This is a genomic window from Streptococcus pseudopneumoniae, assembly GCF_001068775.1.
GTDB classification, from domain to species: domain Bacteria; phylum Bacillota; class Bacilli; order Lactobacillales; family Streptococcaceae; genus Streptococcus; species Streptococcus pseudopneumoniae_N.
Genome location: NZ_JWAJ01000097.1, coordinates 57,994 through 83,658, shown reverse-complemented (window position 1 = coordinate 83,658; position 25,665 = coordinate 57,994). Strand labels below are relative to the sequence as shown.

General features: G+C 40.2%; 18 protein-coding genes and 1 pseudogene. 12 read left to right on the top strand and 7 right to left on the bottom strand.

All coding sequences use genetic code 11. The features are described from left to right. Positions 1-242 precede the first annotated feature (242 nt). Positions 243-2,327, bottom strand: coding sequence for a GH92 family glycosyl hydrolase (locus tag ADF68_RS05095; RefSeq protein ID WP_049548880.1), 2,085 nt, complete (start codon positions 2,325-2,327; stop codon positions 243-245). Between the two features lie 171 nt (positions 2,328-2,498). Between ADF68_RS05095 and ADF68_RS05090 the strand changes: the two genes are divergently transcribed. From ADF68_RS05090 to ADF68_RS05040, 11 genes and pseudogenes are all read left to right on the top strand, one after another. Continuing rightward, entirely contained in the window at positions 2,499-3,779 is a 1,281-nt protein-coding gene (locus ADF68_RS05090; protein WP_049548879.1) for a glycoside hydrolase family 125 protein, read from the top strand. Positions 3,780-3,965: 186 nt separating this feature from the next. Beyond that, complete coding sequence (locus tag ADF68_RS05085) at positions 3,966-6,611, top strand: alpha-mannosidase (RefSeq protein ID WP_049548878.1); 2,646 nt, start codon at positions 3,966-3,968, stop codon at positions 6,609-6,611. A gap of 83 nt (positions 6,612-6,694) precedes the next feature. Then, positions 6,695-7,564, top strand: a complete 870-nt coding sequence (locus tag ADF68_RS05080) for an ROK family protein (RefSeq protein WP_049548877.1) — start codon at positions 6,695-6,697, stop codon at positions 7,562-7,564. Continuing rightward, a complete protein-coding gene (locus ADF68_RS05075; protein ID WP_049548876.1) occupies positions 7,558-9,438 on the top strand; it encodes a beta-N-acetylhexosaminidase in 1,881 nt (626 codons plus the stop codon). The genes ADF68_RS05080 and ADF68_RS05075 overlap by 7 nt, the downstream gene beginning before the upstream one ends. A 218-nt stretch (positions 9,439-9,656) precedes the next feature. After that, positions 9,657-10,772 (top strand): DUF4767 domain-containing protein, encoded by a 1,116-nt coding sequence (locus ADF68_RS05070; protein WP_049548875.1) that lies wholly within the window; start codon positions 9,657-9,659, stop codon positions 10,770-10,772. Between the two features lie 215 nt (positions 10,773-10,987). Further along, complete coding sequence (locus tag ADF68_RS05065; RefSeq protein ID WP_049548874.1) at positions 10,988-11,917, top strand: ABC transporter permease; 930 nt, start codon at positions 10,988-10,990, stop codon at positions 11,915-11,917. A gap of 13 nt (positions 11,918-11,930) precedes the next feature. Next, positions 11,931-12,861, top strand: a pseudogene (locus ADF68_RS05060) (carbohydrate ABC transporter permease). A 109-nt stretch (positions 12,862-12,970) separates the two neighbouring features. Further along, complete coding sequence (locus ADF68_RS05055) at positions 12,971-14,449, top strand: ABC transporter substrate-binding protein (protein WP_049548873.1); 1,479 nt, start codon at positions 12,971-12,973, stop codon at positions 14,447-14,449. A gap of 163 nt (positions 14,450-14,612) precedes the next feature. Further along, complete coding sequence (locus tag ADF68_RS05050; RefSeq protein WP_049548872.1) at positions 14,613-15,302, top strand: CPBP family intramembrane glutamic endopeptidase; 690 nt, start codon at positions 14,613-14,615, stop codon at positions 15,300-15,302. Between the two features lie 127 nt (positions 15,303-15,429). Further along, positions 15,430-16,416 (top strand): rhodanese-related sulfurtransferase, encoded by a 987-nt coding sequence (locus ADF68_RS05045; protein WP_049548871.1) that lies wholly within the window; start codon positions 15,430-15,432, stop codon positions 16,414-16,416. Positions 16,417-16,539: 123 nt separating this feature from the next. Continuing rightward, complete coding sequence (locus ADF68_RS05040) at positions 16,540-17,397, top strand: DUF4299 family protein (RefSeq protein WP_049548870.1); 858 nt, start codon at positions 16,540-16,542, stop codon at positions 17,395-17,397. A gap of 156 nt (positions 17,398-17,553) precedes the next feature. Here ADF68_RS05040 and ADF68_RS05035 read toward each other — a convergent pair whose 3' ends face one another. From ADF68_RS05035 to ADF68_RS05010, 6 genes are all read right to left on the bottom strand, one after another. Further along, positions 17,554-18,525, bottom strand: a complete 972-nt coding sequence (locus tag ADF68_RS05035) for a DUF6574 domain-containing protein (protein WP_049548869.1) — start codon at positions 18,523-18,525, stop codon at positions 17,554-17,556. Positions 18,526-18,612: 87 nt separating this feature from the next. Next, entirely contained in the window at positions 18,613-19,521 is a 909-nt protein-coding gene (locus ADF68_RS05030; RefSeq protein ID WP_049548868.1) for a DUF4097 family beta strand repeat-containing protein, read from the bottom strand. Further along, a complete protein-coding gene (locus ADF68_RS05025) occupies positions 19,514-20,107 on the bottom strand; it encodes a DUF1700 domain-containing protein (RefSeq protein ID WP_049548867.1) in 594 nt (197 codons plus the stop codon). Before ADF68_RS05025 ends, ADF68_RS05030 begins: the two co-directional genes overlap by 8 nt. Then, complete coding sequence (locus ADF68_RS05020) at positions 20,094-20,420, bottom strand: PadR family transcriptional regulator (RefSeq protein WP_006149048.1); 327 nt, start codon at positions 20,418-20,420, stop codon at positions 20,094-20,096. Before ADF68_RS05020 ends, ADF68_RS05025 begins: the two co-directional genes overlap by 14 nt. A 161-nt stretch (positions 20,421-20,581) precedes the next feature. After that, positions 20,582-23,179, bottom strand: coding sequence for a DUF2971 domain-containing protein (locus ADF68_RS05015; protein WP_193388989.1), 2,598 nt, complete (start codon positions 23,177-23,179; stop codon positions 20,582-20,584). A gap of 211 nt (positions 23,180-23,390) precedes the next feature. Then, positions 23,391-24,557, bottom strand: a complete 1,167-nt coding sequence (locus tag ADF68_RS05010) for a CynX/NimT family MFS transporter (RefSeq protein ID WP_049548866.1) — start codon at positions 24,555-24,557, stop codon at positions 23,391-23,393. 248 nt (positions 24,558-24,805) lie between these two features. On the opposite strand from ADF68_RS05010, the gene ADF68_RS05005 reads away from it, so the two are divergent. Continuing rightward, on the top strand, positions 24,806-25,606 hold the full coding sequence (locus ADF68_RS05005; RefSeq protein ID WP_414716170.1) for a glycosyltransferase: 801 nt from the start codon (positions 24,806-24,808) through the stop codon (positions 25,604-25,606). Positions 25,607-25,665: the final 59 nt, after the last annotated feature.

Here is a 25,665-nt window from a genome sequence, read left to right as displayed (position 1 = left end):
GAAAAAAGAGATAGAATGTATGAGTTGGGTACTAAGCTAGTCGGTTATAAAGACTGATAGAACAGTCTATTGAGGGTGTTTTACTTTAGAATGTCAAAAAAATGGTTGAGAGAAATCGTTTGGAAGTACATGAAATTGATTTGAAAGTTGATTGAAAGTTATGCACAATCTGTGGATAACTTTGTGGAAGATTTACTATAAATCAGAAAATCCCCTTGTACATGGCAAAGGGATTTGATCGATTAGTGATTTGGTAACCAGCTGAGGGTAAAGTTGAGAGTTTGAGCATCTAGCAAATCCTGGTGACTAATACTCTGAACTTCTTTTCCGTCAAGATGACAGTCTTGTACAAAGTGGAAGTGTTCATGATTTTGTTGTGTACGAATATCCAACCACTTGTTTCTTTCTGTCAGATAGATACGAAGGTGATCAAAGAGTGGAATCCCAAGGTCATAGCTTGCTTTTCCTGGGCAGGTCGGGTAAAGTCCAAGGGCAGACCAGACATACCAAGCAGATAGACTACCGTTATCCTCATCTCCTGGATAAGCATCCCAGCCAGCTCGAAAGGCTTTTTGACGGAGAGTCTTGATTAAGAGACTGGTGTATTGAGGATAATTGCTATAGCGGAAGAGATAAGGGATGTGAAAGCTTGGTTGGTTTGAAATGGCTAGTTGCCCAAATGGCGCTGTTGCCATTTCGCTCATCTCATGAATTTCATATCCATAGCCTGTCGTTTCAAAGAGAGGGAGACTTTGACAAGTTTTTAAAAGATAGTTACTAAAGGCTTCCTTTCCACCCATTAGTTGGCTAAGTCCAGAAATGTCATGTAAGACACCTAGACTGGCTTGAATAGCTGAACATTCGGCGTAATCTCGCCCCCAACTATATGGAGAAAAGTCAGGACGGAAGTAGCCATCTACATCACGCGCCCTCATATAGCCTGTCTCAGGGTCAAATAGGTTTTGATAATTCTTAGCATATTGAGCATAGGCTTGTGCCAGCTCTTCTTGACCTAATTTTGCTGCGCAGGTAGAGATGCAAAAATCACTGTAAGCATAGTCCAGTGTATGACTGACACTTTCATGGAAGTCCGTGGATAGGTATCCTAGCTTTTGGTATTGGGCCAGGCCGTGTCGTCCATTGATAGCTTTTGGATCTGCATTGGTCGCAGTTTTGATCATGGCTTTGAGAAATTCTTCCTCAAGCTCAGGTGCCATGTTTTTGCAGGCGCTATCTGCAATAAGACCATCAATCAAAGTGCCAGGCATCATTCCTCTTTCATCAGGGGCAAGCCACTTAGGAAGATATCCAGTGTCGCGGTAGCTATTGAGGAAGCCTTCAAGGAACTGACGATAGTATTCTGGAATAATCAAGGCAAAGAGTGGGAATGAAGTGCGGAAGGTATCCCAGAAACCATTATTGGTAAAGAGAAGACCTGGTTTGATAGTCCCTGAAGCAAGGTCTATATGAATATTCTCGCCTTGCTCATTTACCTCATAGAAGGTTTGTGGGAAAAGAAAGAGTCTATATAGACAGTAATCAAAAAATGTTTGGTCTACAGGGCCGGTTTCTACGACATCAAAACGACCTAGAAGGTTTTCCCAACTTTCTTTAGCCTCTGTTTTCGTTTCTTCAAAGTCTTTTATAGGCAGATTAAAGAGGGCCTGTTCTTTAGAAATAAAAGAAGTGGCTAGTTGAACTAGAGCTTCTGCTCCAGCCAAGTCGATACGCCAGTCTTGCCCCACTTGATTGATAGATAGAATATCCGTAGAGAATGCGAGAGCAGTAAACATGACGAGGGGACTTTTGTTGGTTTCGGTTAATCCGCTTTGACCAAGGCTGACAGTACGCTCATCTACTTGCTCTAATGATAAATCATCAGTTGCATGCAGATAGAGTGAGAGCTTCTTGCCTTGTATCTGTCTTAGTTGAATAGAAGCCCCATAGCAAGTAGGTGTGAGTTGAGTTTCAATCTGATAACGCTCAGAAAAAATTCGGAGATAATGGGGATTGAAAATAGCACGCTCTAGATTATAAGAGGATTGGCGATGGTAGAGGGTATCCCCGATAATATCTCCTGTGACTGGAGTTAGAAGTAGCCAAGAGTAGTCACCAATCCAGGGACTAGGCTGGTGGGTTAGTCGAATACCCTGAAAGATAGGAAGATGAGGATCAAAAAAACAAGAGCCCTCCTGGTCACTGGTCTGGGGCACAAAGTAATTCATCCCAAAAGGTACGCCCGTGTAAGGTAGGGTGTTTCCTCGTGAAAAAGCATGTTTACTGGCTGTTCCAAAACGCGTATCAATGGTTTCAAGTATAGGTTTCATAGTAGTTCCTTCAGTAGTTTTCTACATTATATCAGAAAAAGGAGACTTTTAGAAAGCGACTTCAAAATATAACAATTTTGTAGAATAATGACTAACATTTGTGTATATATTTTCTGGACTAAAAGCTATATACTGAAAATGAAAATTTGTTTGAAAGAGGCAAAATAGTTTATGGTTTATTCAAAAGAAATTGTCAGAGAGTGGCTAGATGAGGTAGCAAAGCGTGCTAAAGATCATCCTGAGTGGGTTGATGTCTTTGAACGTTGCTATACAGACACCTTGGACAATACAGTTGAGATCTTAGAAGACGGCTCAACTTTTGTACTGACTGGAGATATCCCTGCTATGTGGCTTCGGGACTCGACTGCTCAGCTGAGACCATACCTCCATGTGGCTAAAAGAGATCCTCGTTTGCGTCAGACCATTGCTGGTTTGGTTAAACGTCAGATGACTTTGATTCTCAAAGATCCCTATGCCAACTCTTTCAATATTGAGGAGAACTGGAAAGGCCACCATGAGACAGACCATACAGACTTGAATGGCTGGATTTGGGAGCGCAAGTATGAAGTGGATTCGCTTTGCTACCCATTGCAGTTGGCTTACCTTCTTTGGAAAGAAACTGGTGAGACTAGCCAGTTTGATGGAACTTTTGTTACGGCGACTAAGGAGATTCTCCATCTCTGGACGGTGGAACAAGACCACAAGAACTCACCATATCGCTTTGTTCGTGATACCGACCGTAAGGAAGATACCTTGGTAAATGACGGCTTTGGTCCTGACTTTGCCGTTACAGGAATGACCTGGTCAGCCTTTCGTCCAAGTGATGACTGCTGTCAGTATAGCTACTTGATTCCGTCGAATATGTTTGCAGTGGTTGTCTTGGGTTATGTCCAGGAAATCTTTGCAGAATTGAATCTAGCTGATAGCGAGAGTATCATTTCTGACGCTAAACGTCTGCAAGCTGAAATCCAAGAAGGGATTGAAAATTACGCCTACACGACTAATAGCAAGGGCGAGAAGATCTATGCCTTTGAAGTAGACGGTTTAGGAAATGCTAGCATCATGGACGACCCTAACGTACCAAGTTTGTTAGCTGCTCCATATCTTGGTTATTGTGATGTGAACGATGAGGTCTATCAAGCCACTCGTCGCACCATTCTCAGCCCTGAAAATCCCTACTTCTACCAAGGAGAATACGCTAGCGGACTTGGAAGCTCTCATACCTTCTATCGTTATATCTGGCCGATTGCCCTATCAATTCAAGGCTTAACAGCTACAGATAAAGCTGAGAAAAAATACTTGCTAGACCAACTAGTTGCCTGTGATGGCGGAACAGGTGTTATGCACGAAAGCTTTCACGTAGACGATCCGACACTCTACTCACGCGAATGGTTCTCATGGGCCAACATGATGTTCTGCGAATTAGTCTTGGATTACCTGGATATCCGCTAATACTCTTCGAAAATCAAATTCAAACCACGTCAGCTTCGCCTTGCCGTACTCAAGTATAGCCTGCGGCTCGCTTCCTAGTTTGCTCTTTGATTTTCATTGAGTATAAGGAGCACGCTTTAGCTTCACTGGTTCTTGCAAAGAATCACAAATATACTTTTAAATTTAAGTTAGAATGAGGTTTTACTCATGGAAAATGTTGTTGTACATATCATCTCTCACAGTCACTGGGATCGTGAGTGGTATCTACCTTTTGAAAGTCACCGTATGCAATTGGTGGAACTTTTTGACAATCTTTTTGATCTTTTTGAAAATGATCCTGAGTTCAAGAGCTTCCACCTAGATGGACAGACCATTGTCCTCGATGACTATTTAGAAATTCGCCCTGAAAACCGTGACAAGGTGCAGCGTTATATCGACGAAGGCAAATTGAAGATTGGGCCCTTCTATATCTTGCAGGATGATTACTTGATTTCCAGTGAAGCTAACGTCCGCAATACCTTGATTGGACAAGCGGAATGTGCTAAATGGGGCAAATCTACTCAAATTGGTTACTTCCCAGACACCTTTGGAAATATGGGGCAGGCTCCTCAAATCCTTCAAAAATCAGGTATTCACGTAGCAGCCTTTGGTCGCGGTGTCAAGCCAATCGGATTTGACAATCAAGTCCTTGAAGATGAACAGTTTACCTCTCAATTTTCTGAGATGTACTGGCAAGGGGCTGATGGTAGCCGTGTACTCGGCATTCTTTTTGCTAACTGGTACAGTAACGGGAATGAAATTCCAGTGGATAGAGACGAAGCCTTGACCTTCTGGAAACAAAAATTGGCAGACGTCCGTGACTATGCATCTACCAACCAATGGTTGATGATGAACGGTTGTGACCACCAGCCTGTACAGAGAAATATTAGTGAAGCGATTCGTGTGGCCAACGAACTTTTCCCAGACGTGACCTTTATTCACAGTTCTTTTGATGAATATGTCCAAGCAGTGGAAAGTGCACTTCCTGAACACCTATCAACGGTTACAGGTGAGTTGACCAGTCAGGAAACGGATGGTTGGTATACTCTTGCTAACACATCTTCTTCCCGTATTTACCTCAAACAAGCCTTCCAAGAAAATAGCAACTTGTTAGAGCAGGTCGTGGAACCATTAACCATTATCACTGGTGGACACAACCACAAGGATCAATTGACCTATGCTTGGAAAGTACTTCTGCAAAATGCACCGCACGATAGTATCTGTGGTTGTAGTATTGATGAAGTTCACCGTGAAATGGAAACTCGTTTTGCAAAGGTTAATCAAGTCGGGAATTTTGTTAAGACTAACCTTCTCAACGAGTGGAAGAGCAAGCTAGCTACTCAAAATGCGCAAAGCGACCACCTCTTTACCGTTGTCAACACAGCTTTACATGACAAGGTTGATACAGTTAGTGTTGTAGTGGATGTTGTGACTTGTGATTTCAAAGAATTGCATCCGACTGAAGGTTACAAGAAGATGGCAGCCGTGATCTTGCCAGATTACCATGTTGAAGATTTGGATGGCCATATCCTTGAAGCCAAGGTTGAAGACTTGGGAGCAAGTTTTGGCTATACTTTGCCTAAGGATAAATTCCGCCAACCATATATTGCACGCCAAGTGCGCGTGACAGTCCCAGTCCACCTTGCACCGCTTTCTTGGGCAAGCTTCCAATTGGTCGAGGGTCAAGTAGATTACCGTGATGGTATTTACCAAAACGGAGTCATTGATACCCCATTCGTAACTGTCAGTGTAGACCAAGGAATCACAGTCTATGACAAGACTACAAACGAAGCTTACGAAGACTTTATTCGCTTCGAGGATCGAGGAGATGTCGGAAACGAGTATATTTACTTCCAACCAAAAGGAACTGAGCCAATCTATGCTCAATTGAAGGGATACGATGTCCTAGAAAACAATGCTCGCTATGCTAAGGTATTGCTCAAACATGACTTGACTATTCCAGTTAGCGCAGATGAAAAATTGGATGCTGAACAAAGAGGTATCATCGAGTTCATGAAACGAGATGCAGGTCGTTCAGAAGATTTGACAACTATTCCTCTTGAAACAGAAATGACTGTCTTTGTGGACAATCCACAGATTCGCTTCAAGACTCGCTTTACTAATACAGCCAAAGACCACCGCATCCGTCTCTTGGTGAAAACTCATAACACTCGTCCAAGCAATGATTCTGAAAGCATCTATGAAGTTGTGACAAGACCAAATAAACCGGCAGCTTCTTGGGAAAATCCTGAAAATCCACAACACCAACAAGCCTTTGTCAGCTTGTATGATGATGTTAAAGGAGTGACAGTATCCAATAAAGGATTGCACGAGTATGAAATTCTTGGAGATGACACCATGGCTGTAACCCTTCTTCGTGCTTCAGGCGAACTCGGTGACTGGGGCTATTTCCCAACGCCAGAAGCCCAGTGCTTGCGAGCTATCGAAGTTGAGTTTGCAGTAGAATGTCACCAAGCAGGGGAACGCTTCTCAGCTTTCCGTCGTGCCAAAGCCTTCCAGGTGCCATTTACAGCTCTTCAAGTTGCAAAACAAGAGGGTAGCGTTGCAGCAACGGGTAGCCTCTTTAACCATCCAGCACTGAACTTGCCACAAGTCTGCCCAACAGCCTTTAAGGTGGCTGAGAATGAAGAAGGTTATGTCCTTCGTTACTACAACATGAGTCAAGAAAATATCCGTGTGTCTGAAAAACAACAAACCATTCTTGACTTGTTGGAACGCCCATACCCAGTCCATTCAAGACTATTGGCACCACAGGAAATTCGTACAGAATTCATTCAAAAAGAAGAAATTTAATTTCAAAAATAAAACATAAACAGAAAGGAGGAGCGAAAAAGTAAGAACCAACTGCTGATTCGCTCCTTTTGCAGGTGAAAGCAATGACCATTGCAACGATTGATATCGGAGGGACTGGTATTAAGTTTGCTAGTCTAACTCCTGATGGAAAGATTTTAGATAAGACCAGCACCCCAACTCCAGAAACTCTAGAAGATTTATTGGCTTGGTTGGACCAACGCTTGTCAGAACAGGACTATCGTGGGATTGCTATGAGTGTTCCAGGAGCGGTCAATCAAGAAACAGGAGTGATCGAGGGGATTAGTGCCATTCCTTATATCCATGGTTTTTCATGGTACCAGGCCCTTTCTCATCACCAGCTACCTGTCCATCTAGAAAATGATGCTAACTGTGTTGGACTTAGTGAACTGCTAGCTCATCCTGAGATTGAAAATGCAGCCTGTGTTGTCATTGGCACAGGGATTGGCGGTGCTATGATTATCAATGGCAAAATTCACCGTGGTCGCCATGGCTTGGGCGGTGAGTTTGGCTACATGACAACTATCGAACCAGCAGAAAAACTCAATAACTGGTCACAACTAGCTTCTACAGGAAACATGGTTCGTTATGTGATTGAAAAATCAGGTCAGTCAGACTGGGATGGCCGTAAGGTTTACCAAGAGGCTGCAGCAGGCAATGCCCTTTGCCAAGAAGCCATTGAGCGTATGAATCGTAACCTAGCTCAAGGATTACTCAATATCCAATATCTAATCGACCCAGATGTCATTAGCCTAGGTGGCTCTATCAGTCAGAACCCAGATTTTATCAAAGGGGTGCAAAAAGCGGTAGACGTCTTTGTGGAAAGATATGAAGAGTATACAATTGCGCCAGTGATCCAAGCCTGCACCTATCAGGCAGATGCCAATCTCTACGGTGCCCTTGTCAACTGGTTACAGGAGGAAAAGCAATGGTAAATTTTACCGGAATTAGCACTAAACAACAGCAAGCTATAGACTTACTTCAAAAGCACATTTCTCTACCAGATGTAGAAGTGGCAGTCACCCAGTCTGATCAATCTTCTATTTCTATCAAGGGTGAGGGCGGAAGCTATCAATTGACTTATCGCAAACCTCACCAACTCTATCGCGCCTTGTCTGTTCTCGCAACAGCTTTGGTAGAAGGTGATAAGGTAGAGATTGAGGAGCAAGTGGCTTATGAAGATTTAGCCTACATGGCGGATTGTTCCCGTAATGCAGTTCTAAATGTTGCATCTGCCAAACAGATAATTGAAGTCTTAGCTCTGATGGGTTATTCAACCTTTGAGCTCTACATGGAAGACACCTATCAGATTGAAGGGCAACCTTATTTTGGCTATTTCCGTGGAGCATACTCAGCTGAAGAATTACAGGAAATCGAAGCCTATGCCCAGCAGTTTGACATGACTTTTGTACCTTGTATTCAGACCTTGGCTCACTTGTCAGCCTTTGTCAAATGGGGCGTCAAAGAAGTTCAACAACTCCGTGATGTAGAGGACATTCTCCTCATCGGTGAAGAAAAGGTTTATGATTTGATTGACGGAATGTTTGCGACTTTGTCTAAGCTACAAACACGCAAGGTCAATATCGGCATGGACGAAGCCCACTTGGTTGGTTTGGGACGCTACCTCATCTTAAACGGTGTTGTGGACCGTAGCCTCCTCATGTGTCAACATTTGGAGCGCGTGCTGGATATTGCAGACAAGTATGGTTTCCACTGCCAGATGTGGAGCGATATGTTCTTCAAACTCATGTCAGCAGATGGCCAGTACGACCGTGATGTGGAAATTCCAGAAGAAACTCGTGTTTACTTAGACCGTCTCAAAGACCGTGTGACCTTGGTTTACTGGGATTATTATCAGGATAGCGAAGAAAAATACAACCGTAACTTCGGTAACCACCACAAGATTAGCCAGGATATTGCCTTTGCAGGTGGTGCTTGGAAGTGGATTGGTTTCACACCACACAACCATTTCAGTCGTCTCATCGCTATCGAAGCAAACAAAGCCTGCCGTGCTAATCAGATCAAAGAAGTCATCGTGACTGGATGGGGGGACAATGGTGGTGAAACAGCTCAGTTCTCTATTCTACCAAGCTTGCAAATCTGGGCAGAACTCAGCTATCGAAATGATTTAGAGCGTTTATCTGCTCACTTCAAGACCAATACAGGTCTATCTGTTGAGGACTTTATGCAGCTTGACCTTGCCAACCTCTTACCAGATCTACCAGATAATCTCAGCGGAATCAACCCCAATCGCTATGTCTTTTATCAGGATGTTCTCTGTCCAATCCTTGATAAGCACATGACACCTGAACAGGACAAGCCTCACTTTGCCCAGGCAGCTGAGACTCTTTCTGACATTAAAGATAAAGCTGGAGTCTACGCTTATCTTTTCGAAACTCAGGCCCAGTTGAATGCTATTTTAAGTAGCAAGGTTGATGTGGGGCGACGCATTCGTGAGGCTTATCAAGTGGATGATAAAGAAAGCTTGCAACAAATCGCTAGAGAAGAACTGCCAGAACTCAGAAGTGAGATTGAAAACTTCCATGCCCTCTTTAGCCAACAATGGTTGAAAGAAAACAAGGTCTTTGGCTTAGATACGGTCGATATCCGTATGGGCGGACTCTTGCAGCGGATCAAGCGAGCAGAAAGTCGCATTGAAAACTACCTGGCAGGCGAAATCTCTCGTATTGACGAACTAGAAGTAGAGATTCTTCCATTTACTGACTTCTACGCAGACAAGGACTTCGCAGCAACGACAGCCAACCAGTGGCATACTATTGCGACAGCTTCGACCATTTATACAACCTAGAAATTTATCACAAATAGCCAAACATCTCCTTTTAAATAAATGGAGATGTTTTTTGATTTGGAGGTTGGGAAGGAGTATAATGAAGGTATAATACTCTTCTAAAATCAAATTCAAACCACGTCAGCTTCGCCTTGCCGTACTCAAGTACAGCCTGCGGCTCGCTTCCTAGTTTGCTCTTTGATTTTCATTGAGTATAAGGATAGTTTGGAGGTTTGATCATGAAAAAGCTACTACTAGTCCTAGGTGCGAGTGTGCTAGTTTTATCTGCTTGCCACAAGGCGACAGAAGATAGCGTAACTAGTCAGTCAACATCAAGAGAGCAACAAACCAAGGAAGTAACCAACTATTTTCATTACCTAGCGGATTCCTATCAAAAGGCTCTTGCGCACGAAAAAGAAGCCAAAGATACAAGTGTTCAATCACCCGTGTCTGCTACCGTTGTAGCTATGGAAGAACTCCAGCAATCTAATCCGACTGACCAAGCCTTGATTATGAAGAACTACTCGGATTTTCAGAAGCTAATCCAATACAAGACTGAAAAGTGGCAGGAAGAGTTTGCAAGCTGGGCTGCTTCTATGGGACAGTCCTATTATAGACTAGAGCATAGAAACTTTGACCAAAAAAATGAATTCATCAAAAAATTAGAAACAACGACTGTTTCTCAGAAAAGAGTCATATGGAATATTTTCGGGGTATCCAGTGACAATGCCTATGATTACTTGGTTTTGGATGCCTACTATGACAATCAGGACAAACATTTCTACTTATTTACACTGAAAGATGGGCAAGCACAGGTCTTACATGCCGATAAGACGTTAGAAACTATCAGTGCTGCAAACTTTGAAGAGACTGAAAACACAGATTTAGCACAAGGCTTTAAGGAATTTCTATTAAAAACAAGTGTCACTAGAGAGAATGAGCCAGATACAGACTATAGTGCTCTAATAGACAAGATAAAAATAGTCATGGAATCCTACTCGGATAGTAGTGGTGAAAGATATAAGTCGGCTAGCCTAGCAACATATGGTCGCTATTATGTGCTTGCAGTTCCGGATCAGATTATGCAATTTGGGCAAGTCGATGGAGTCAAATATACTTTTAAATGGCATGGCTATACTGCTGGTCTTGGAGAAAAACGATTTGAAATCTTGGCCTGTTATGTGAATGAAGTAGGGACAGAAGTGATTCTCTTTGGCTATAAGGATGGTCGCCCTACTATTTTACATACTGAGGGGCAACCAGAGATTAATCAAAACGAAGCAGGTACTATTATAGATGCCCAGATTCATTTTGTTGAATTTCACCAACCGATATTGGAAGGAGTTTTCAATTAGTAGAGATGGGCAACTCCTCTTGCAAGTAAGGCGTTTCTCGTGAAACATCCTTCTTATATAAAAAAGTTCTCCACATAAAATAATTTGTGGAGTTTTTTCTATAATTAGTAGTTTAAACTATCCTTAAAATAAGAGTATACTCTTATTGTAAACGTTATCAAATCTAAAAAATTGTGAGATTATTAAGTTTTAGAAAAATAAAAAGGGAGGAAATTATGAACAAGTTTTCAAAAACCTTGAGAGATAACTGGATTTTTCTCTTAATGGTTCTACCAGGTACACTTTGGTTGATCTTATTCTTCTACATCCCGGTATTTGGAAATGTGGTTGCCTTCAAAGATTACCGAATGACTGGCGAAGGGTTTGTCCACAGTATTATAAATAGTAAATGGGTCGGATTAGACAACTTCAAGTTCTTGTTTAGTTCAAAAGATGCCTTTGTTATCACTCGAAATACTGTTCTTTACAACCTTGGCTTCATCTTTATCGGTTTGATTGTATCGGTTGGTATTGCCATTATCCTTAGTGAACTTCGCTCTAAGCAAATGGTTAAAATCTACCAAACATCTATGTTGTTCCCTTACTTCTTATCTTGGGTTATCATCAGTTTATTTACAGATGCTTTCCTAAACATCGATAAAGGGGTCATCAACCACACCTTGGAAGCTCTTGGCATGAAGGGGATTAACTTATACGCTGACATCAGTATCTGGCCTTATCTTCTCCTTTTCCTAGGTATTTGGAAAGGCTTTGGATACAGTAGTGTTATGTACTATGCAACAATCATGGGTATCGATTCAACCTACTACGAAGCAGCAACAGTGGACGGTGCTAGCAAATGGCAACGTATCCGCAATGTAACCATCCCTCAGTTAACACCACTTGTGACAGTATTGACCATCCTTGCAGTCGGAAACATCTTCCGTGCAGACTTCGGTCTCTTCTACCAAATCCCTCACAATGCTGGTCAGCTCTATAGTGTAACAAACGTATTAGACGTCTATGTCTTTAACGGTTTGACTCAGACAGCAGATATCGGTATGGCTTCAGCAGCAGGTCTCTACCAGTCAGTCGTTGGTTTGATTTTGGTTATCCTATCAAACTTACTAGCACGACGTGTAGATCCTAACTCAGCCCTATTCTAGAAAGGAGGAGCATATGGCAAAAAAAGTTCAAAAAGCAAAAATTGATAATGTTGGCATACACTCCTTCAGCAAGAAAGCAGATATCTTCTTTAGTATCATATCTGGTTTGCTAGCCTTCTCTTGTATCTTGCCTTTCATCTTTGTTATCATTATCTCAATTACAAATGAGAAGAGTATCATTCAACATGGATATAGCTTCTTCCCATCACAATTTGGATTAGATGGTTTTGAGTTTTTAACTCAGTTCAAAGATAAGATTTTACAAGCGCTCTTTGTTTCAGTATTTGTAACAGTAGTTGGGACATTGACAAACGTCTTTATCACAACAACTTACGCCTATGCCATCTCACGTTCAACATTTAAGTATCGTAAATTCTTTACAATCTTCGCTCTTCTCAGTATGTTGTTCAATGCTGGTTTGGTACCAGGCTATATCGTAGTGACTCAATTGCTTCACCTTGGTGATACTATTTGGGCCTTGATCGTTCCGATGCTTCTATCGCCATTCAACATCATGTTGATGCGTTCCTTCTTCAAGAAGACCATCCCAGAAGCAATCCTCGAGTCAGCTCGTATCGATGGAGCTAGTGAAGCTCGTATCTTCTTCCAAATCTGCTTGCCGCTCTCACTACCAGGTATCGCAACGATTACACTATTGACAGCGCTTGGATTCTGGAATGACTGGTTTAACGCCCTTCTTTACATCAAGAGTGATAACTTGTATCCATTGCAATATTTGCTCATGCAAATCCAAAACAACATGGATTACATTGCCAAGTCAGTTGGTATGTCAGGACAACTTGCAGTTGCCCTACCAAAGGAAACAGGTCGTATGGCCTCGTATGGCCATGGTTGTAGTTGCAACCCTACCTATTGCGATTCTCTATCCATTCTTCCAACGCTACTTTGTAAAAGGTTTGACCATCGGTGGTGTTAAAGAATAAGGAAATCTGAGAAACCTTGTTTCTCCCCTAGCCCTGATTTTTCTAGTTAAGGAAAATCAACAATTTCAACTTGTTAATAACTTTAAAAATAAAAAAAGGAGTTTTTATAATGAAAAACTGGAAAAAATATGCTTTTGCATCTGCTAGCCTTGTAGCTTTAGCTGCTAGCCTTGCTGCTTGTGGAAACCTTAAAGGAAACAGCCAAAAAGCTGCTGACTCAGCATCAGGTGACAAGACTGTTATCAAAATGTACCAAATCGGTGACAAACCAGATAACTTGGATGAATTGCTAGAAAATGCAAACAAGATCATCGGAGAAAAAGTTGGCGCTAAATTGGATATCCAATACCTTGGTTGGGGTGACTACGGTAAGAAAATGTCAGTTATCACTTCATCAGGTGAAAACTATGATATCGCATTTGCAGATAACTACGTCGTAAACGCTCAAAAAGGTGCTTATGCTGACTTGACAGAATTGTACAAGAAAGAAGGAGCTGACCTTTACAAAGCTCTTGACCCAGCTTACATCAAAGGTAACACTGTAAACGGTAAAATCTATTCAGTTCCAGTTGCGGCTAACGTTGCATCTTCACAAAACTTTGCTTTCAACGGCCCACTTCTTGAAAAATATGGAATCGATATCTCAGGTGTAACTTCATACGAAACACTTGAACCAGTATTGAAACAAATCAAAGAAAAAGCTCCAGATGTAATGCCATTCGCTGTTGGTAAAAACTTTATCCCATCAGAAAACTTTGACTACCCAGTTGCAAACGGGCTTCCATTTGTCATCGACCTTGCAGGCGATACTACTAAGATCGTTAACCGTTACGAAGTTCCTCGTTTCGTAGAACACTTGAAGACTCTTCACAAATTCTATGAAGCAGGATACATTCCAAAAGACGTAGCAACTAGCGATACTTCATATGACCTTACTCAAGATACTTGGTTTGTTCGTGAAGAGACAGTAGGACCAGCTGACTACGGTAGCAGCTTACTTTCTCGTGTTGCTAACAGAGACATCCAAATCAAACCATTTACTAACTTCATCAAGAAAAACCAAACAACTCAAGTTGCTAACTTTGTAATCTCAAACAACTCTAAGAACAAAGAAAAAGCAATGGAAGTGTTGAATCTCTTGAACACTAATCCAGAACTCTTGAACGGCCTTGTTTACGGTCCAGAAGGCAAGAACTGGGAAAAAGTTGCAGGTAAAGAAAACCGTGTTAAAGTCCTTGACGGATACAAAGGAAACACTCACATGTCAGGATGGAACACTGGTAACAACTGGATCCTTTACATCAACGAAAACGTTACAGATGAACAAATTGCACAATCTAAGAAAGACTTGGAAACTGCAAAAGAATCTCCAGCGCTTGGATTCATCTTTAACACTGACAACGTGAAATCTGAAATCTCAGCTATCACTAACACTATGCAACAATTCGATACAGCTATCAACACTGGTACTGTAGACCCAGAAAAAGCTATTCCAGAATTGATGGAAAAATTGAAATCTGAAGGTGCTTACCAAAAAGTATTGGATGAAATGCAAAAACAATACGACGAATTCTTGAAAAGCAAATAATCGCAAGAACAATTGATTTCGTGTATTCATTCCTAAAAAGAGCGATCACTGCCTTGTCTGGTTTTTCCAGACGAGGTGGTGATTCTTTTTAAAGTGTTTACATATAATTATCTGTATTTAAAATCAGATATTTACTCTTACATATAACGTTGGACACCGACATATGAAAAAATACCATCTACTCTTTAAAATCAGTGCAATCTTATCTTACTTATTTTTCGTATATGGACTCTCTCAGCTAACACTTGTGGTCCAAAATTACTGGCAATTTTCTTCTCAGATTGGGAATTTTTTCTGGATTAAAAATCTTATTAGTCTTGTCTTTATTGGCCTCATGATATGGATTTTAGTCAAGACAGGACATGGCTACCTTTTTGTTATTCCAAAGAAAAAATGGCTATGGTACACAGTTTTGACGGTTTTCGTAACTGTACTTTGCATATCTTTTAATTTTCAAACGGCAAAACATGTACAGTCAACCTCTGAAGGCTGGGCTGTACTAATCGGCTATAGTGAGACAAATTTTGCTGAATTGGGTATCTACCTGACTTTATTTTTCCTAGGCCCTCTGATGGAAGAGTTGATTTATAGGGGTTTGTTCCAACACGCCTTCTTTAAAGATTCGAAGCTTGGACTTGACCTGATTCTTCCTTCGGTTTTGTTTGCTCTTCCTCACTTTTCTAGCTTTCCAAATTTCTTAGATATTCTTGTTTTTTCGACATTTGGAGTATGTTGTGCTGGATTAACTCGTTATACCAAGAGTATCTATCCTGGCTATGCAGTCCATGTGATTAATAATATTGTAGCAACCTTGCCATTTTTGTTAACTTTTCTTCACCGAATATTTAGTTGAAACAAGATCTGAAAATGGTCTTGTTTTCAATTTTCGGTCAAATAAATTGCATTCGCTTTCTTGGGAGAGTATACTGGAATAGTTGAATGAAAAATTCTGATAATTTAATCTTAGAAAAGAGAAGCACATGTCAAAAGATATTCGAGTTTTACTTTACTATAAATATGTTCCCATCGAAAACGCGGAACAATTTGCTGCAGACCACTTGGCTTTCTGTAAGTCAATCGGCCTCAAAGGTCGTATCCTAGTCGCTGACGAAGGGATCAATGGAACTGTTTCTGGTGACTATGAGGCCACGCAAAAATACATGGACTATGTTCACAGCCTTCCAGGTATGGAAGACCTCTGGTTCAAGATTGACGAAGAAAGTGAACAAGCCTTCAAGAAGATGTTTGTTCGCTACAAGAAAGAGATTGTCCACCTTGGTTTGGAAGACAACGACTTTGACAACGACATCGATCCACTTGAGACAACGGGTGCTTACTTGTCTCCAAAAGAATTTAAAGAAGCTCTTCTTGATGAAGATACAGTTGTCCTTGATACTCGGAATGACTACGAGTACGATCTTGGTCACTTCCGTGGGGCTATTCGTCCAGATATCCGCAACTTCCGTGAATTGCCACAATGGGTCCGTGATAACAAGGAAAAGTTCATGGACAAGCGCGTCGTAGTTTACTGTACTGGTGGAGTCCGCTGTGAGAAATTCTCTGGTTGGATGGTTCGTGAAGGCTACAAAGATGTCGGTCAATTGCATGGAGGAATCGCCACTTATGGTAAAGATCCAGAAGTTCAAGGGGAACTTTGGGATGGGAAAATGTATGTCTTTGACGAGCGTATCGCAGTCGATGTTAACCATGTTAACCCAACCATCGTAGGGAAAGACTGGTTTGACGGAACACCATGTGAACGTTATGTTAACTGTGGAAATCCCTTCTGTAACCGTCGTATCTTGGCATCAGAAGACAACGAAGATAAATATCTCCGTGGTTGCTCACACGAGTGCCGTGTTCACCCACGTAATCGCTATGTTTTGGAACATGAATTAACGCAAGATCAAGTTATCGAGCGTTTAGCAGCGATTGGTGAGAATCTAGATCATTCTGAAGTCGTATAATAGTATCAACAGTCCTGACGGGCTGTTTTTCTATGCTTTTGACCAAAAAATCTTAAATTTGTTTCTGCATCTTTCAGGAAAATGGTGTATACTATATGTAAACGATTTCAAATGAGGCCATTTATGGTGAAAACATTTTTTATTCCAAATAAACAAAGTATTTTAGGACAACAGGAGATTTTAACAGCTAAGTCAGTCTTGGCCCTAGTAGATGGCTTAGAGTCACATAGTTATGATGCTGTCTATCTTCGTCAATCCCTCAATCGCCTTGAGTATATCGAGTGTGGAATCATAGGCAAGTCTCAATTTCTCTTTAAAGTTAGCTATGAAGATAGCAAGAAAGGCTATCAAGTTGTTATTCCTGATTTTATCACAAGAGCTGACTGGGAAATTGTAGAAGATTTTTTGCGAGCATTTTCTAGTAAGATAGGAGAAGCAGTTGAAGGTATTGAGGACTTCGACTTGAATCTTTATTTCCAAGAAACTGTTAAAAACTATTTAGCTGACAAGGATACTCGTTTGGCCTTTTGCCAAGGAATTCTATCAACTATTTACTTTGATAAGAAGGATTTAGAAAGTTTCCTAGAAGAAGATGGATTGGCACGTTTTGAAGAGCTAGTTAAGAGGGTTCAAGGGTCAGATGCTTACCCTGCAAGTGCTAAATTCTACCCAGATAGTGAGGGTAAGGTTCATGGAATCTACCACCTGGCTCAAGGAGTAAAGACTATTTTGCCAAAAGAACCGGTGATTCCAGCTCCTTATGTTGAGCAATTGGTAGGCAAGGAACTTGTTTGGGAGATTGATTTGGTAAAAATCTCTGGGGATGGCTCAAAACTAGAAGATTATGAAGCAGTAGCTAGACTGGATTATCAAACCTTCTTAGAAGCTCTTCCAAAGGAACTTTGTCAGGATTTGGATGCCAACCAAATAGTGGTAGGACCAGTTTCAGGAGAGGATTTTGAAGCTTTAGCAAATAGATAAATAAGGAATCTGTGACAAAAGTTTCTATAAAGTTAAAAAGCGGACAAGATTAGTTTTCTGATTATCAGAATTCTGTCTTGTTCGCTTTTTTTGTTTTTAAAATTTTATAGTAATGATCCTCTAAAGCTAATATCTTTCTATCTCGCTACCTTTATCTTACATAAAAGCTAGGATTCGTAGATATTCAAAAACCAGAGTCATTTCTGCTAGGAAGAAGAGAAATAGGATACCACCGTTAACTAGAAATGCTAAGAGAAGGCGATAGAAGGAGTCAGTTTGGCTATCTTTACTTGGTCTTGAGATGGTATAGAGGTTGGCAAGAAGTACGAGACCAATGCTAATGAGGCAAAGAAGAGCCGCAAAACGTAGACTATTAAAGAAGGCAAAGAAACTGGCAATACCCGTGAGCAGGATAGGAAGGGCGAAGAGTCTGCTATACTCTTGCAAGGCTTTTTCCAGTGTCCAGTCATTGTCCTGATTGACAAAACGTTTAACTACGAATCCACCCATAAGGATAGAAAAGAAGAATAAGCTTGTCGCTACCAAGATGGAGAAGATAGAAAAGAGATTCAGTGAAGGGAACTGCTCGATGGCATGAGAGTTGATAGCCGCCATATGGCCGTAGTAGTCATGCTTAATATGATAAATCGCACAGAAGAAACTAAGAGCAGAAAAGATAGTCAGTAGCGCAAAGGCATTATAACTATGTTTTTTATCTGTATCAATGCTTGCTGTCGGTTCTTTAAGGGCTCCTTGTAGCCAAACCCAAAGATCAGCCAGTTCTTCTTTGAAAACTGCAAATACTGCTGTTTTTGTAGATGCAGAATCTGGTAAAAATGGGCTTTCCAAAGACTTGCTAGTCAAAGATTGACTTTTCTGAGAAGCTTCTTTAACAGGTTCTTCTGACTCGTCTATCTTTTCTAATTTTTCAGCGAGCTCTTCAGTCTCTACAGTTTCCTCACTAGTTTCCTTATCTTCTGGGTTGGCTTGAGGATTTTCCTCAACTACTGGCGCCTCTTCTCTTGTCTCTGTATCTTCTTCAAGGAGAACTGAGTCGGATGGGCTATCTTTTTTATCATTGTTGGCTGTTTTTTCGAAATCAGCACTTTCAAACCATTCTTGAGTCATAATAGACCTCCCTTTTTTGATTAATTTTTGAGTAGTAACTACTAGTTGTCTTTATTCATGATTTCTATAAGAAAGCAAGCGATCTTATTATGGGTAATAGATACTTTGATTCGATTTTGCGACGAGGAGATCTTGCGTATCTTTTTTTTCTGTTTTGTAAGGGTTCGCTAATGCTTCACCTTTACTACCTCCCGTATGTATGTCACGTCTGTCTCGATGCCAGCGATAGATATCACCATGTTCAGCAGAAAACTCAACATTGATTCGCTCAAGTTCCTTTTGGGATAACTCGAGTGAGATATCTTTTCTTGCCTCGAATTCCACTCTACCGTGCACTTGGATATCGTCTGCAGTGATATGTTGATGGTCTGCTTGGATACGACTATCTGTTAGACTGGTTTCAAATACATTGACAATTCCAGTTGTGATCAGTTGGCTATTTTTAATCTCGCTATCAGTGATACGAAGAAGATAGCCATTTGACAGAATCTTGGCATTGCTGAGTTTTGTATTGGCAATTGAAAGGATACGATGGTTTACCTGGGCAGTTAGATTTTTTAATTCTCTTTCTCTTGGTAATGAGAGAACAACTTCATCATTGCGGCTAGAAATTCCGCTTGCGATAAAGAGGATACCTTCGATACTAGAACCTATAGAGCGACGTGTAGTTGATTTGGTATCAGTTATTTCAAGACTTTTCTCTTTGATAGAGTGTTGAAGATTTTCTTTTTCAGAGATGGTCGGGTGATACTGAAGGTGAATCTTATCATCGTTTGACTCCGTAATGACGAGCGAATGTTCTTTCAGTGAGATGTTAAGGTTTTCGATATCTTGATCAAAAACGAGTTCTTCCATTCGACTTTCAAATACTGGATTTTGAGACATTGCAAGGAGGCTTCTGACTCCGTCTGTTTGGATGCCGATGATCATCATGGAAAAACCGATGATACTGGTAACAACACCAAAGATAAGAAATCCTTTTGTCCATTTACGCATGTCTTTCACCTCTCTTTCCTCTATTAAGAATCCATTGGATAAGTCGAAGGACTAGTAATCCAAAGAAACGTGTTACATAGGACGTTGCCAGCAGAACTAAAGATGAAGCTCCAATAGCTAGTAAACCTCCACCAAAAATCAGTATAAAAGCAGATGTCGATTCAGCCAGAACGTAGAAGCTTTCAAATAGGAGAACGCCTCCTAGGATTAGTCCAGCTACTGATACAGCAAAGAAGGCTATAAGTACGCTGACAGCAGCGATAAAAATCCCGATGATAGCCATGAGAAGAGCAATTCCGACCGGAATGCCGATAGGAGCTGCAAGAAGGGCTAGTAGAGCGATGCGTAAAATATGGCGGTCGTTCTTACTGGAATTTTCTTCGTTGATTTTCTTATCAAGAAGTGTAGTCAGGATATCATGGGCAGCTTCTTTTGGACTTCCCAGGCTAGCGATAAGCTCCTCCTCACCTTCTGGACCCGCATCATCAAAGAGTTCTTTGAAGTAATCCATGGCTTCAATGCGATCAGATTGAGGAAGCTTCATCAGATAGGCTTCAAGCTGATTCAAATATTCAGTTCTTGTCATGGCGAATGCTCCCTTCTATGATGCCGTTGATAGTGTCAGTGTAGAGTGTCCACTCTTCTCTGAGTACAAATAGTTGCTCCTCCCCAATCTCTGTCAAGGAGTAGTATTTCCGCATCCGACCTTGGTATTCGCGAGAGTATGTAGTCAGATAGCGGTTGGTATCCAGTTTTTTCAAGATGGGGTAGAGGGTAGATTCCTTGATTTTGGCAATGAGTTTAATGGTTTGGCTAATCTCATAACCATAGGAATCCCCTTGTTCTAGGATGGCCAAGATGAGAAATTCAATCAAAGCCGCTGATGTTGGAAAATACATGGGGCACCTCCTTTTTTAGTATGTAAAAATTTTATATATAATTATTCTACACATACATCATACATCTATTTGTAAGCCCTGTCAAGTAATATGTGTAAAATTTTTATATATAAAAAATCTCCTAGTGAAAACTAGAAGATTAGAGGATTTTTTTGAGAACTTTATCTGAATTTTATCGTAGATTTTTTATACTTAATATCCTTATCCAAAAGTTTCAATAAAGGAGTTACATATTCAGGATTTGGAAACTTAGGTCCGAAAATAACCTCCTCAATTTGAATTGAATTTTTTCGTTCTACATAAAGTTTACCTACCCCAGAGGTTTTGTCAATTTTGATTTCCTCATTACTTGGGTCTAGGTTAGCATAGCGTAAGATGCGCAGTTCGTTTTCATATTTGTAATCGACAGATTTAAATAAGTAGCGAATTTCTTCGATACATTCAGAAATAGCATTTTGATAGTTCTCCTCCGTGACTTTTGAACCGATATCTAGTTTTTCTTTTAAACTATTCAACAATTTTTCTAATTCTTCTATTTCCGACTTCTCAAATAGTTCAGTTCGTTCTAGTTTTAAATTTTCCTTTATATGCTTAACATAGGCAATTCGGTAGAGATAATCACGATTCCCTTTTGAATCACTAGCTTTTTCTACAGAATTCGGTTCAGTTCCTTCATCATTAACAGTATCGACTGAATTTTCGCTTTCACTCCGAGAGATAGATTTTTCAAAACCACTATTTAATTCAGATTTCAGTAAATACATCTTATCAGAGAATTCTAAAATGTTTTTTTCTTGACGCCACGAAACATCATTGAAGGAAGTAAATCTAGAAAAATCCTCTTCACGAAGTACTAGACAAACACCTTTGGCATCATCACCATACTGGGACCACATGGCCAGATCATCCGTTTTGTTTGTAAAACTCATTAAAAACCATGAGCTTGGTTCTAAGATATCTCGTCTATCTAAACCTAATATCTTTTCTATGACGATTCCTTCTTCAGGATCATTCATATAATTAGCATTATACAAGCGAGTTTTCCCAGATACCGAAAAAGTACTTTTCTTCTTTTCATTCTCCTCTTGATCTAACATAATTTGGAGAGTGCTTCCCTTGGTGTAGTGACCGAATTTAAGCATCTGATTTTTATCTTCGTCTTTTAGCCCAAGTTGATACTTGATTTTTTGAACAAGTTGATAAATAGATAGCAAGTTCTTTAGTTCACTCGAGTCTTCTTTATAACGTTTTACCCATGTTTGTAAAATAGCATATTTAGTATTCTTTAAAAGACCTTCTTTTAGGATAAAGTTGAATAGCTTGTACTCCTCTCTATAACAAACATTATCATCATGAAAAAATAGATCATCAAAATTTTGTAACATAAATTTGGAGAACTGTTCATAGAGTTTTTTAATTATTTTTGTGGTTTGCAGACGTTCACTTAACTCTGTTTGGTGTTCAAATAAGCTTGCTAAGACCGTGCTATATATAAAAGCAATTTCTTCGGATTTTGGAAATTTTTGCTGCAATTTTTCTAATTTCTCGACAGTAGCCTCGATTTTCTTTAACTCGGTCTGCTTGATTAATAAAACGAACAAAAATCTAGCATACTGTAAAGCTATGTCATGCGATTCAAGGAATTTTTGCTGCAATTCCTGTAATTTCTCAGCAGTAGTCTCCAGTTCGTCCAATACGGTCTGCTCGAACGATAAAAGGAGCAAAGTCCTAGCAAATGCTTCTGCTATATCATGTGATTCAGGGAATTTTTGTTGCAAATTCTCTAATTTTTCAGCAGTAGTCTCTAGTTCCTTTAACTTAGTCTGCTTATTTGATAAATTAAATAAAACCAGGGCATACGGCAAAGCTATATCATGTGATTCAGGGAATTTTTGTTGCAAATTCTCTAATTTTTCAGCAACAATCTCAAGTTTATTCAACACAGTCTGTTTGCTTGATAAAATGAACAAAAACCTAGCATAGTGCAAAGCTAAATCATGCGATTCAAGGAATTGTTGCTGCAATTCTTGTAATTTCTCAACAGTAGCCTCCCGTTCCTTCAACGCAGTCTGCTCGATTGATAAATTAGCTAAAATCTTAGCATACTGCAAAGATAAATCATGCGATTCAGGGAATTTTTGCTGTAATTCCTGTAATTTCTCAACAGTAGCTTCGAGTTCCTTCAACACAGTCTGCTCGATTGATAAATTAACTAAAATCTTAGCATAGTGCAAAGCTATATCATGCGATTCAGGAAATTTTTGCTGCAATCTCTGTAATTTCTCGACAGTAGCTTCGAGTTCTTTTAATACAGACTGCTTGCTTGATAAAATGAACAAAAACCTAGCATAGTGCAAAGCTATATCATTCGATTTAGGGAATTTTTGTTGCAAATTCTCTAATTTTTCAGCAGTAGTCTCTAGTTCCTTCAATACAGTCTGCTCGAATGATAAAAGGAGCAAAGTCCCAGCTAATGCTTCTGCTATATCATGTGATTCAGGGAATTTTTGTTGCAAATTCTCTAATTTTTTAGCAGTAGTCTCCAGTTCCTTCAACACAGTCTGCTTGGTAGATAAAATGAGCAAAATCCTGGCATACTGCAAAGCAATCTCTTCAGATTCTGGAAATTTCTCATAAATTATTCTTGCCTTTTCTGCTAGATCTTCACAGGCAGTCTTATCTGTCTGGTCTGCTGATAAGTCAACTAATCTATCTACCTCTGCTATACTTTGTTCCAAATTGTATTTCTGTTCATCCATACTATGCCCTCACTTTGAAATAGTAATTATTGCTAGTTCAAACTAATCTGCCTTTTCGTTTCATAATTAGTTTCTACATATTTTATTATATCAAAAACCATATTTTTCTCCTAGTATATGTATGATGCTTTTTAAACATATACTCATATAAAAAACCAGACTCAGTCTGGCTTGAAAAGTGTGTTTATCTGTGGTAAATTCCAAAAACTTTTTAGAGGATTTTCTTAGTTTTATCTACCATAAAGAGGGCGATTGTCATGATGATATCAATTACTAGAAGAATCAGTACCGCTGGAACCCAAGACTGGAACATGTTAAAACTGTAACCAAAGAGAGTTGGTCCAAAGGCTGCCAAAATGTAGCCTCCGGTCTGGGCAAGTCCAGATAATTGGGCTGTCTTTTCAGGAGAGCTGGTTTTGATGGAGAAACAAACCATGAGGTAAGGGAAAAGAGCGCTACAAGCAGTACCAATCAAGAGATGCGCTACTAACCAGTAAAGGAAACTATTGCTTGGGTATAAAAGCATGGCAATTCCTAACATACCAGCCAGAGAGATGACTGTTAACATGATTTGACGGTGACGATTGGACAAACGAGTTGTGAGACTTGGAATGGTCATCGAGAAGGGGATACTAATCAGTGAAAAGATAGAAGCCAGAAGACCAGCGTCCGTATGAGCTAGCCCTGCACTGATGGCCATGGTTGGTAACCAGGTCATACTGGTATAGAAGAGTAAGGACTGTAGTCCACCGAAGACAATAATAGCCCAAACTTGCTTGCTTTTTAGGATATTCTCTTTTTCTTTTTTCTCTTCATGCCTTTCTAGGAAATGATTGTGGCCATGGTTGGGGAACCAGACGAATAAGGTTAGTAGGCAGACCAAGGATAGGCAGAGAATCAAGCCCTTCCAAGATGTTGCCTGAGTAATTGGGACAGATAGATAAGAGGCTAGTGCTGTCGCGATTCCCATAGTCGTCACATAAACCGTTGTCAGGAAGCTAATCTTTTGTGGGTAGTTTGCCTGAATCATACTAGGAAGAAGTACGTTAAAAATAGCGACACTAGCTCCGATGAGTAAGGTTCCCAGATAGAGAAGGGGGAGATTGAAGATACGAATCACTGAACCCACAGTCAAGACGATAAGACTATAGGTGAAAAGGTGCTCGAGTCCAATTTTTTGAGCCAAACGAGTCGCAAAAGAGGAGAAGAGGGCAAACATCAAGAGAGGGAGACTGGTCAAAACACCAAGTGAACTAACTTCCACGCCTAAACCTTGGGCAATATCTCCCAAAACAGTTGGTAAAGCTGTGAAAGGAGCTCTCAAGACCGCTCCGATTAAGATAATTCCTAGAATAAAAAAGAGTGATCGTTTGTTCATGTGCACCTCAATAAACTGATTTTGATAACAGCTTATTTTAATTTTTTTTCCTAAAGATGTCAAGTTGACCTGACGTGATTCGCTACGTAGCCGATAGAAATCATAGAAAATAAGGACAATATATTTACTAGTTTTTTTCTGGGATTCAAATAAAAATAGGAAAGTCTGAAAAATTGTGATAAAATAGTGAAAGAAAATATATACATTGGAGAAAAACTGTGTCTGAAAATAGGAAATTTAGCGTCTTGATGTCAGTCTACATCAAAGAAAATCCTGTCTTTTTGGAAGAGGCTGTAAAAAGTATCTTACATCAAACGCTCAAACCTAGTGAAGTGGTTATCGTTGAAGACGGTCTACTGACACCTGAACTATATCAAGTGTTGGAAAAGTTGGCAGCACAGTCAAGTATTCCAATCAAACGTTGTCCACTGGAGCAAAACCGTGGCTTGGGCTTGGCACTACAGTACGGTGTCTTACAGTGCCAATATGACGTCATTGCTCGTATGGATACAGATGATATTGCTGTCGAAGATCGTTTCGAACAACAGTTTGATTTGATGGAAAAGGAAAACTTGGACTTGCTGGGAGGTCATATCGCAGAATTTATTGACCAACCTGATGAAATCGTGTCCTATCGTCGCGTTCCTATCAAGCACGAAGAGATTGTCGCCTACCAACGTATGAGAAGTGCCTTTAATCATATGACAGTTATGTTTAAAAAAGAGATGGTTCTCAAGGCAGGTAACTACGAAGATGGGCTCTATATGGAAGACGATTTGCTTTGGCTTAATATGATTAGCGCTGGTGCTCGAACTGGAAATGTGGATCAGATTCTTTGTAAGGTTCGCGTGGGAGCGGGGATGTTTGAACGCCGTGGTGGCCTTCGCTATCTTAAACTCTATCGCCAAGCACGTCAAAGAATGCACACGCGTGGACAGATTTCTTATGGCGAGTATCTGAAAAGTGTTTTAATCCAAGTTGTCGTTGCCCTCTGTCCAGGATTTGTCCGACAGTTTATATTTTTAAAACTATTGAGAAAAAGCAAATAGCTAATCAGTTAAAAAAACGTCTTGTAATTACTAGAAAATGTGATTTTGTGTAGGAGGAT

Excerpts from the sequence above, each read along its gene's own strand:
- ADF68_RS05095 (WP_049548880.1), bottom strand. The coding sequence starts at position 2,327 with ATGAAACCTATACTTGAAACCATTGATACGCGTTTTGGAACAGCCAGT.
- ADF68_RS05090 (WP_049548879.1), top strand. The coding sequence starts at position 2,499 with ATGGTTTATTCAAAAGAAATTGTCAGAGAGTGGCTAGATGAGGTAGCA.
- ADF68_RS05085 (WP_049548878.1), top strand. The coding sequence starts at position 3,966 with ATGGAAAATGTTGTTGTACATATCATCTCTCACAGTCACTGGGATCGT.
- ADF68_RS05080 (WP_049548877.1), top strand. The coding sequence starts at position 6,695 with ATGACCATTGCAACGATTGATATCGGAGGGACTGGTATTAAGTTTGCT.
- ADF68_RS05075 (WP_049548876.1), top strand. The coding sequence starts at position 7,558 with ATGGTAAATTTTACCGGAATTAGCACTAAACAACAGCAAGCTATAGAC.
- ADF68_RS05070 (WP_049548875.1), top strand. The coding sequence starts at position 9,657 with ATGAAAAAGCTACTACTAGTCCTAGGTGCGAGTGTGCTAGTTTTATCT.
- ADF68_RS05065 (WP_049548874.1), top strand. The coding sequence starts at position 10,988 with ATGAACAAGTTTTCAAAAACCTTGAGAGATAACTGGATTTTTCTCTTA.
- ADF68_RS05055 (WP_049548873.1), top strand. The coding sequence starts at position 12,971 with ATGAAAAACTGGAAAAAATATGCTTTTGCATCTGCTAGCCTTGTAGCT.
- ADF68_RS05050 (WP_049548872.1), top strand. The coding sequence starts at position 14,613 with ATGAAAAAATACCATCTACTCTTTAAAATCAGTGCAATCTTATCTTAC.
- ADF68_RS05045 (WP_049548871.1), top strand. The coding sequence starts at position 15,430 with ATGTCAAAAGATATTCGAGTTTTACTTTACTATAAATATGTTCCCATC.
- ADF68_RS05040 (WP_049548870.1), top strand. The coding sequence starts at position 16,540 with ATGGTGAAAACATTTTTTATTCCAAATAAACAAAGTATTTTAGGACAA.
- ADF68_RS05035 (WP_049548869.1), bottom strand. The coding sequence starts at position 18,525 with ATGACTCAAGAATGGTTTGAAAGTGCTGATTTCGAAAAAACAGCCAAC.
- ADF68_RS05030 (WP_049548868.1), bottom strand. The coding sequence starts at position 19,521 with ATGCGTAAATGGACAAAAGGATTTCTTATCTTTGGTGTTGTTACCAGT.
- ADF68_RS05025 (WP_049548867.1), bottom strand. The coding sequence starts at position 20,107 with ATGACAAGAACTGAATATTTGAATCAGCTTGAAGCCTATCTGATGAAG.
- ADF68_RS05020 (WP_006149048.1), bottom strand. The coding sequence starts at position 20,420 with ATGTATTTTCCAACATCAGCGGCTTTGATTGAATTTCTCATCTTGGCC.
- ADF68_RS05015 (WP_193388989.1), bottom strand. The coding sequence starts at position 23,179 with ATGGATGAACAGAAATACAATTTGGAACAAAGTATAGCAGAGGTAGAT.
- ADF68_RS05010 (WP_049548866.1), bottom strand. The coding sequence starts at position 24,557 with ATGAACAAACGATCACTCTTTTTTATTCTAGGAATTATCTTAATCGGA.
- ADF68_RS05005 (WP_414716170.1), top strand. The coding sequence starts at position 24,806 with ATGTCAGTCTACATCAAAGAAAATCCTGTCTTTTTGGAAGAGGCTGTA.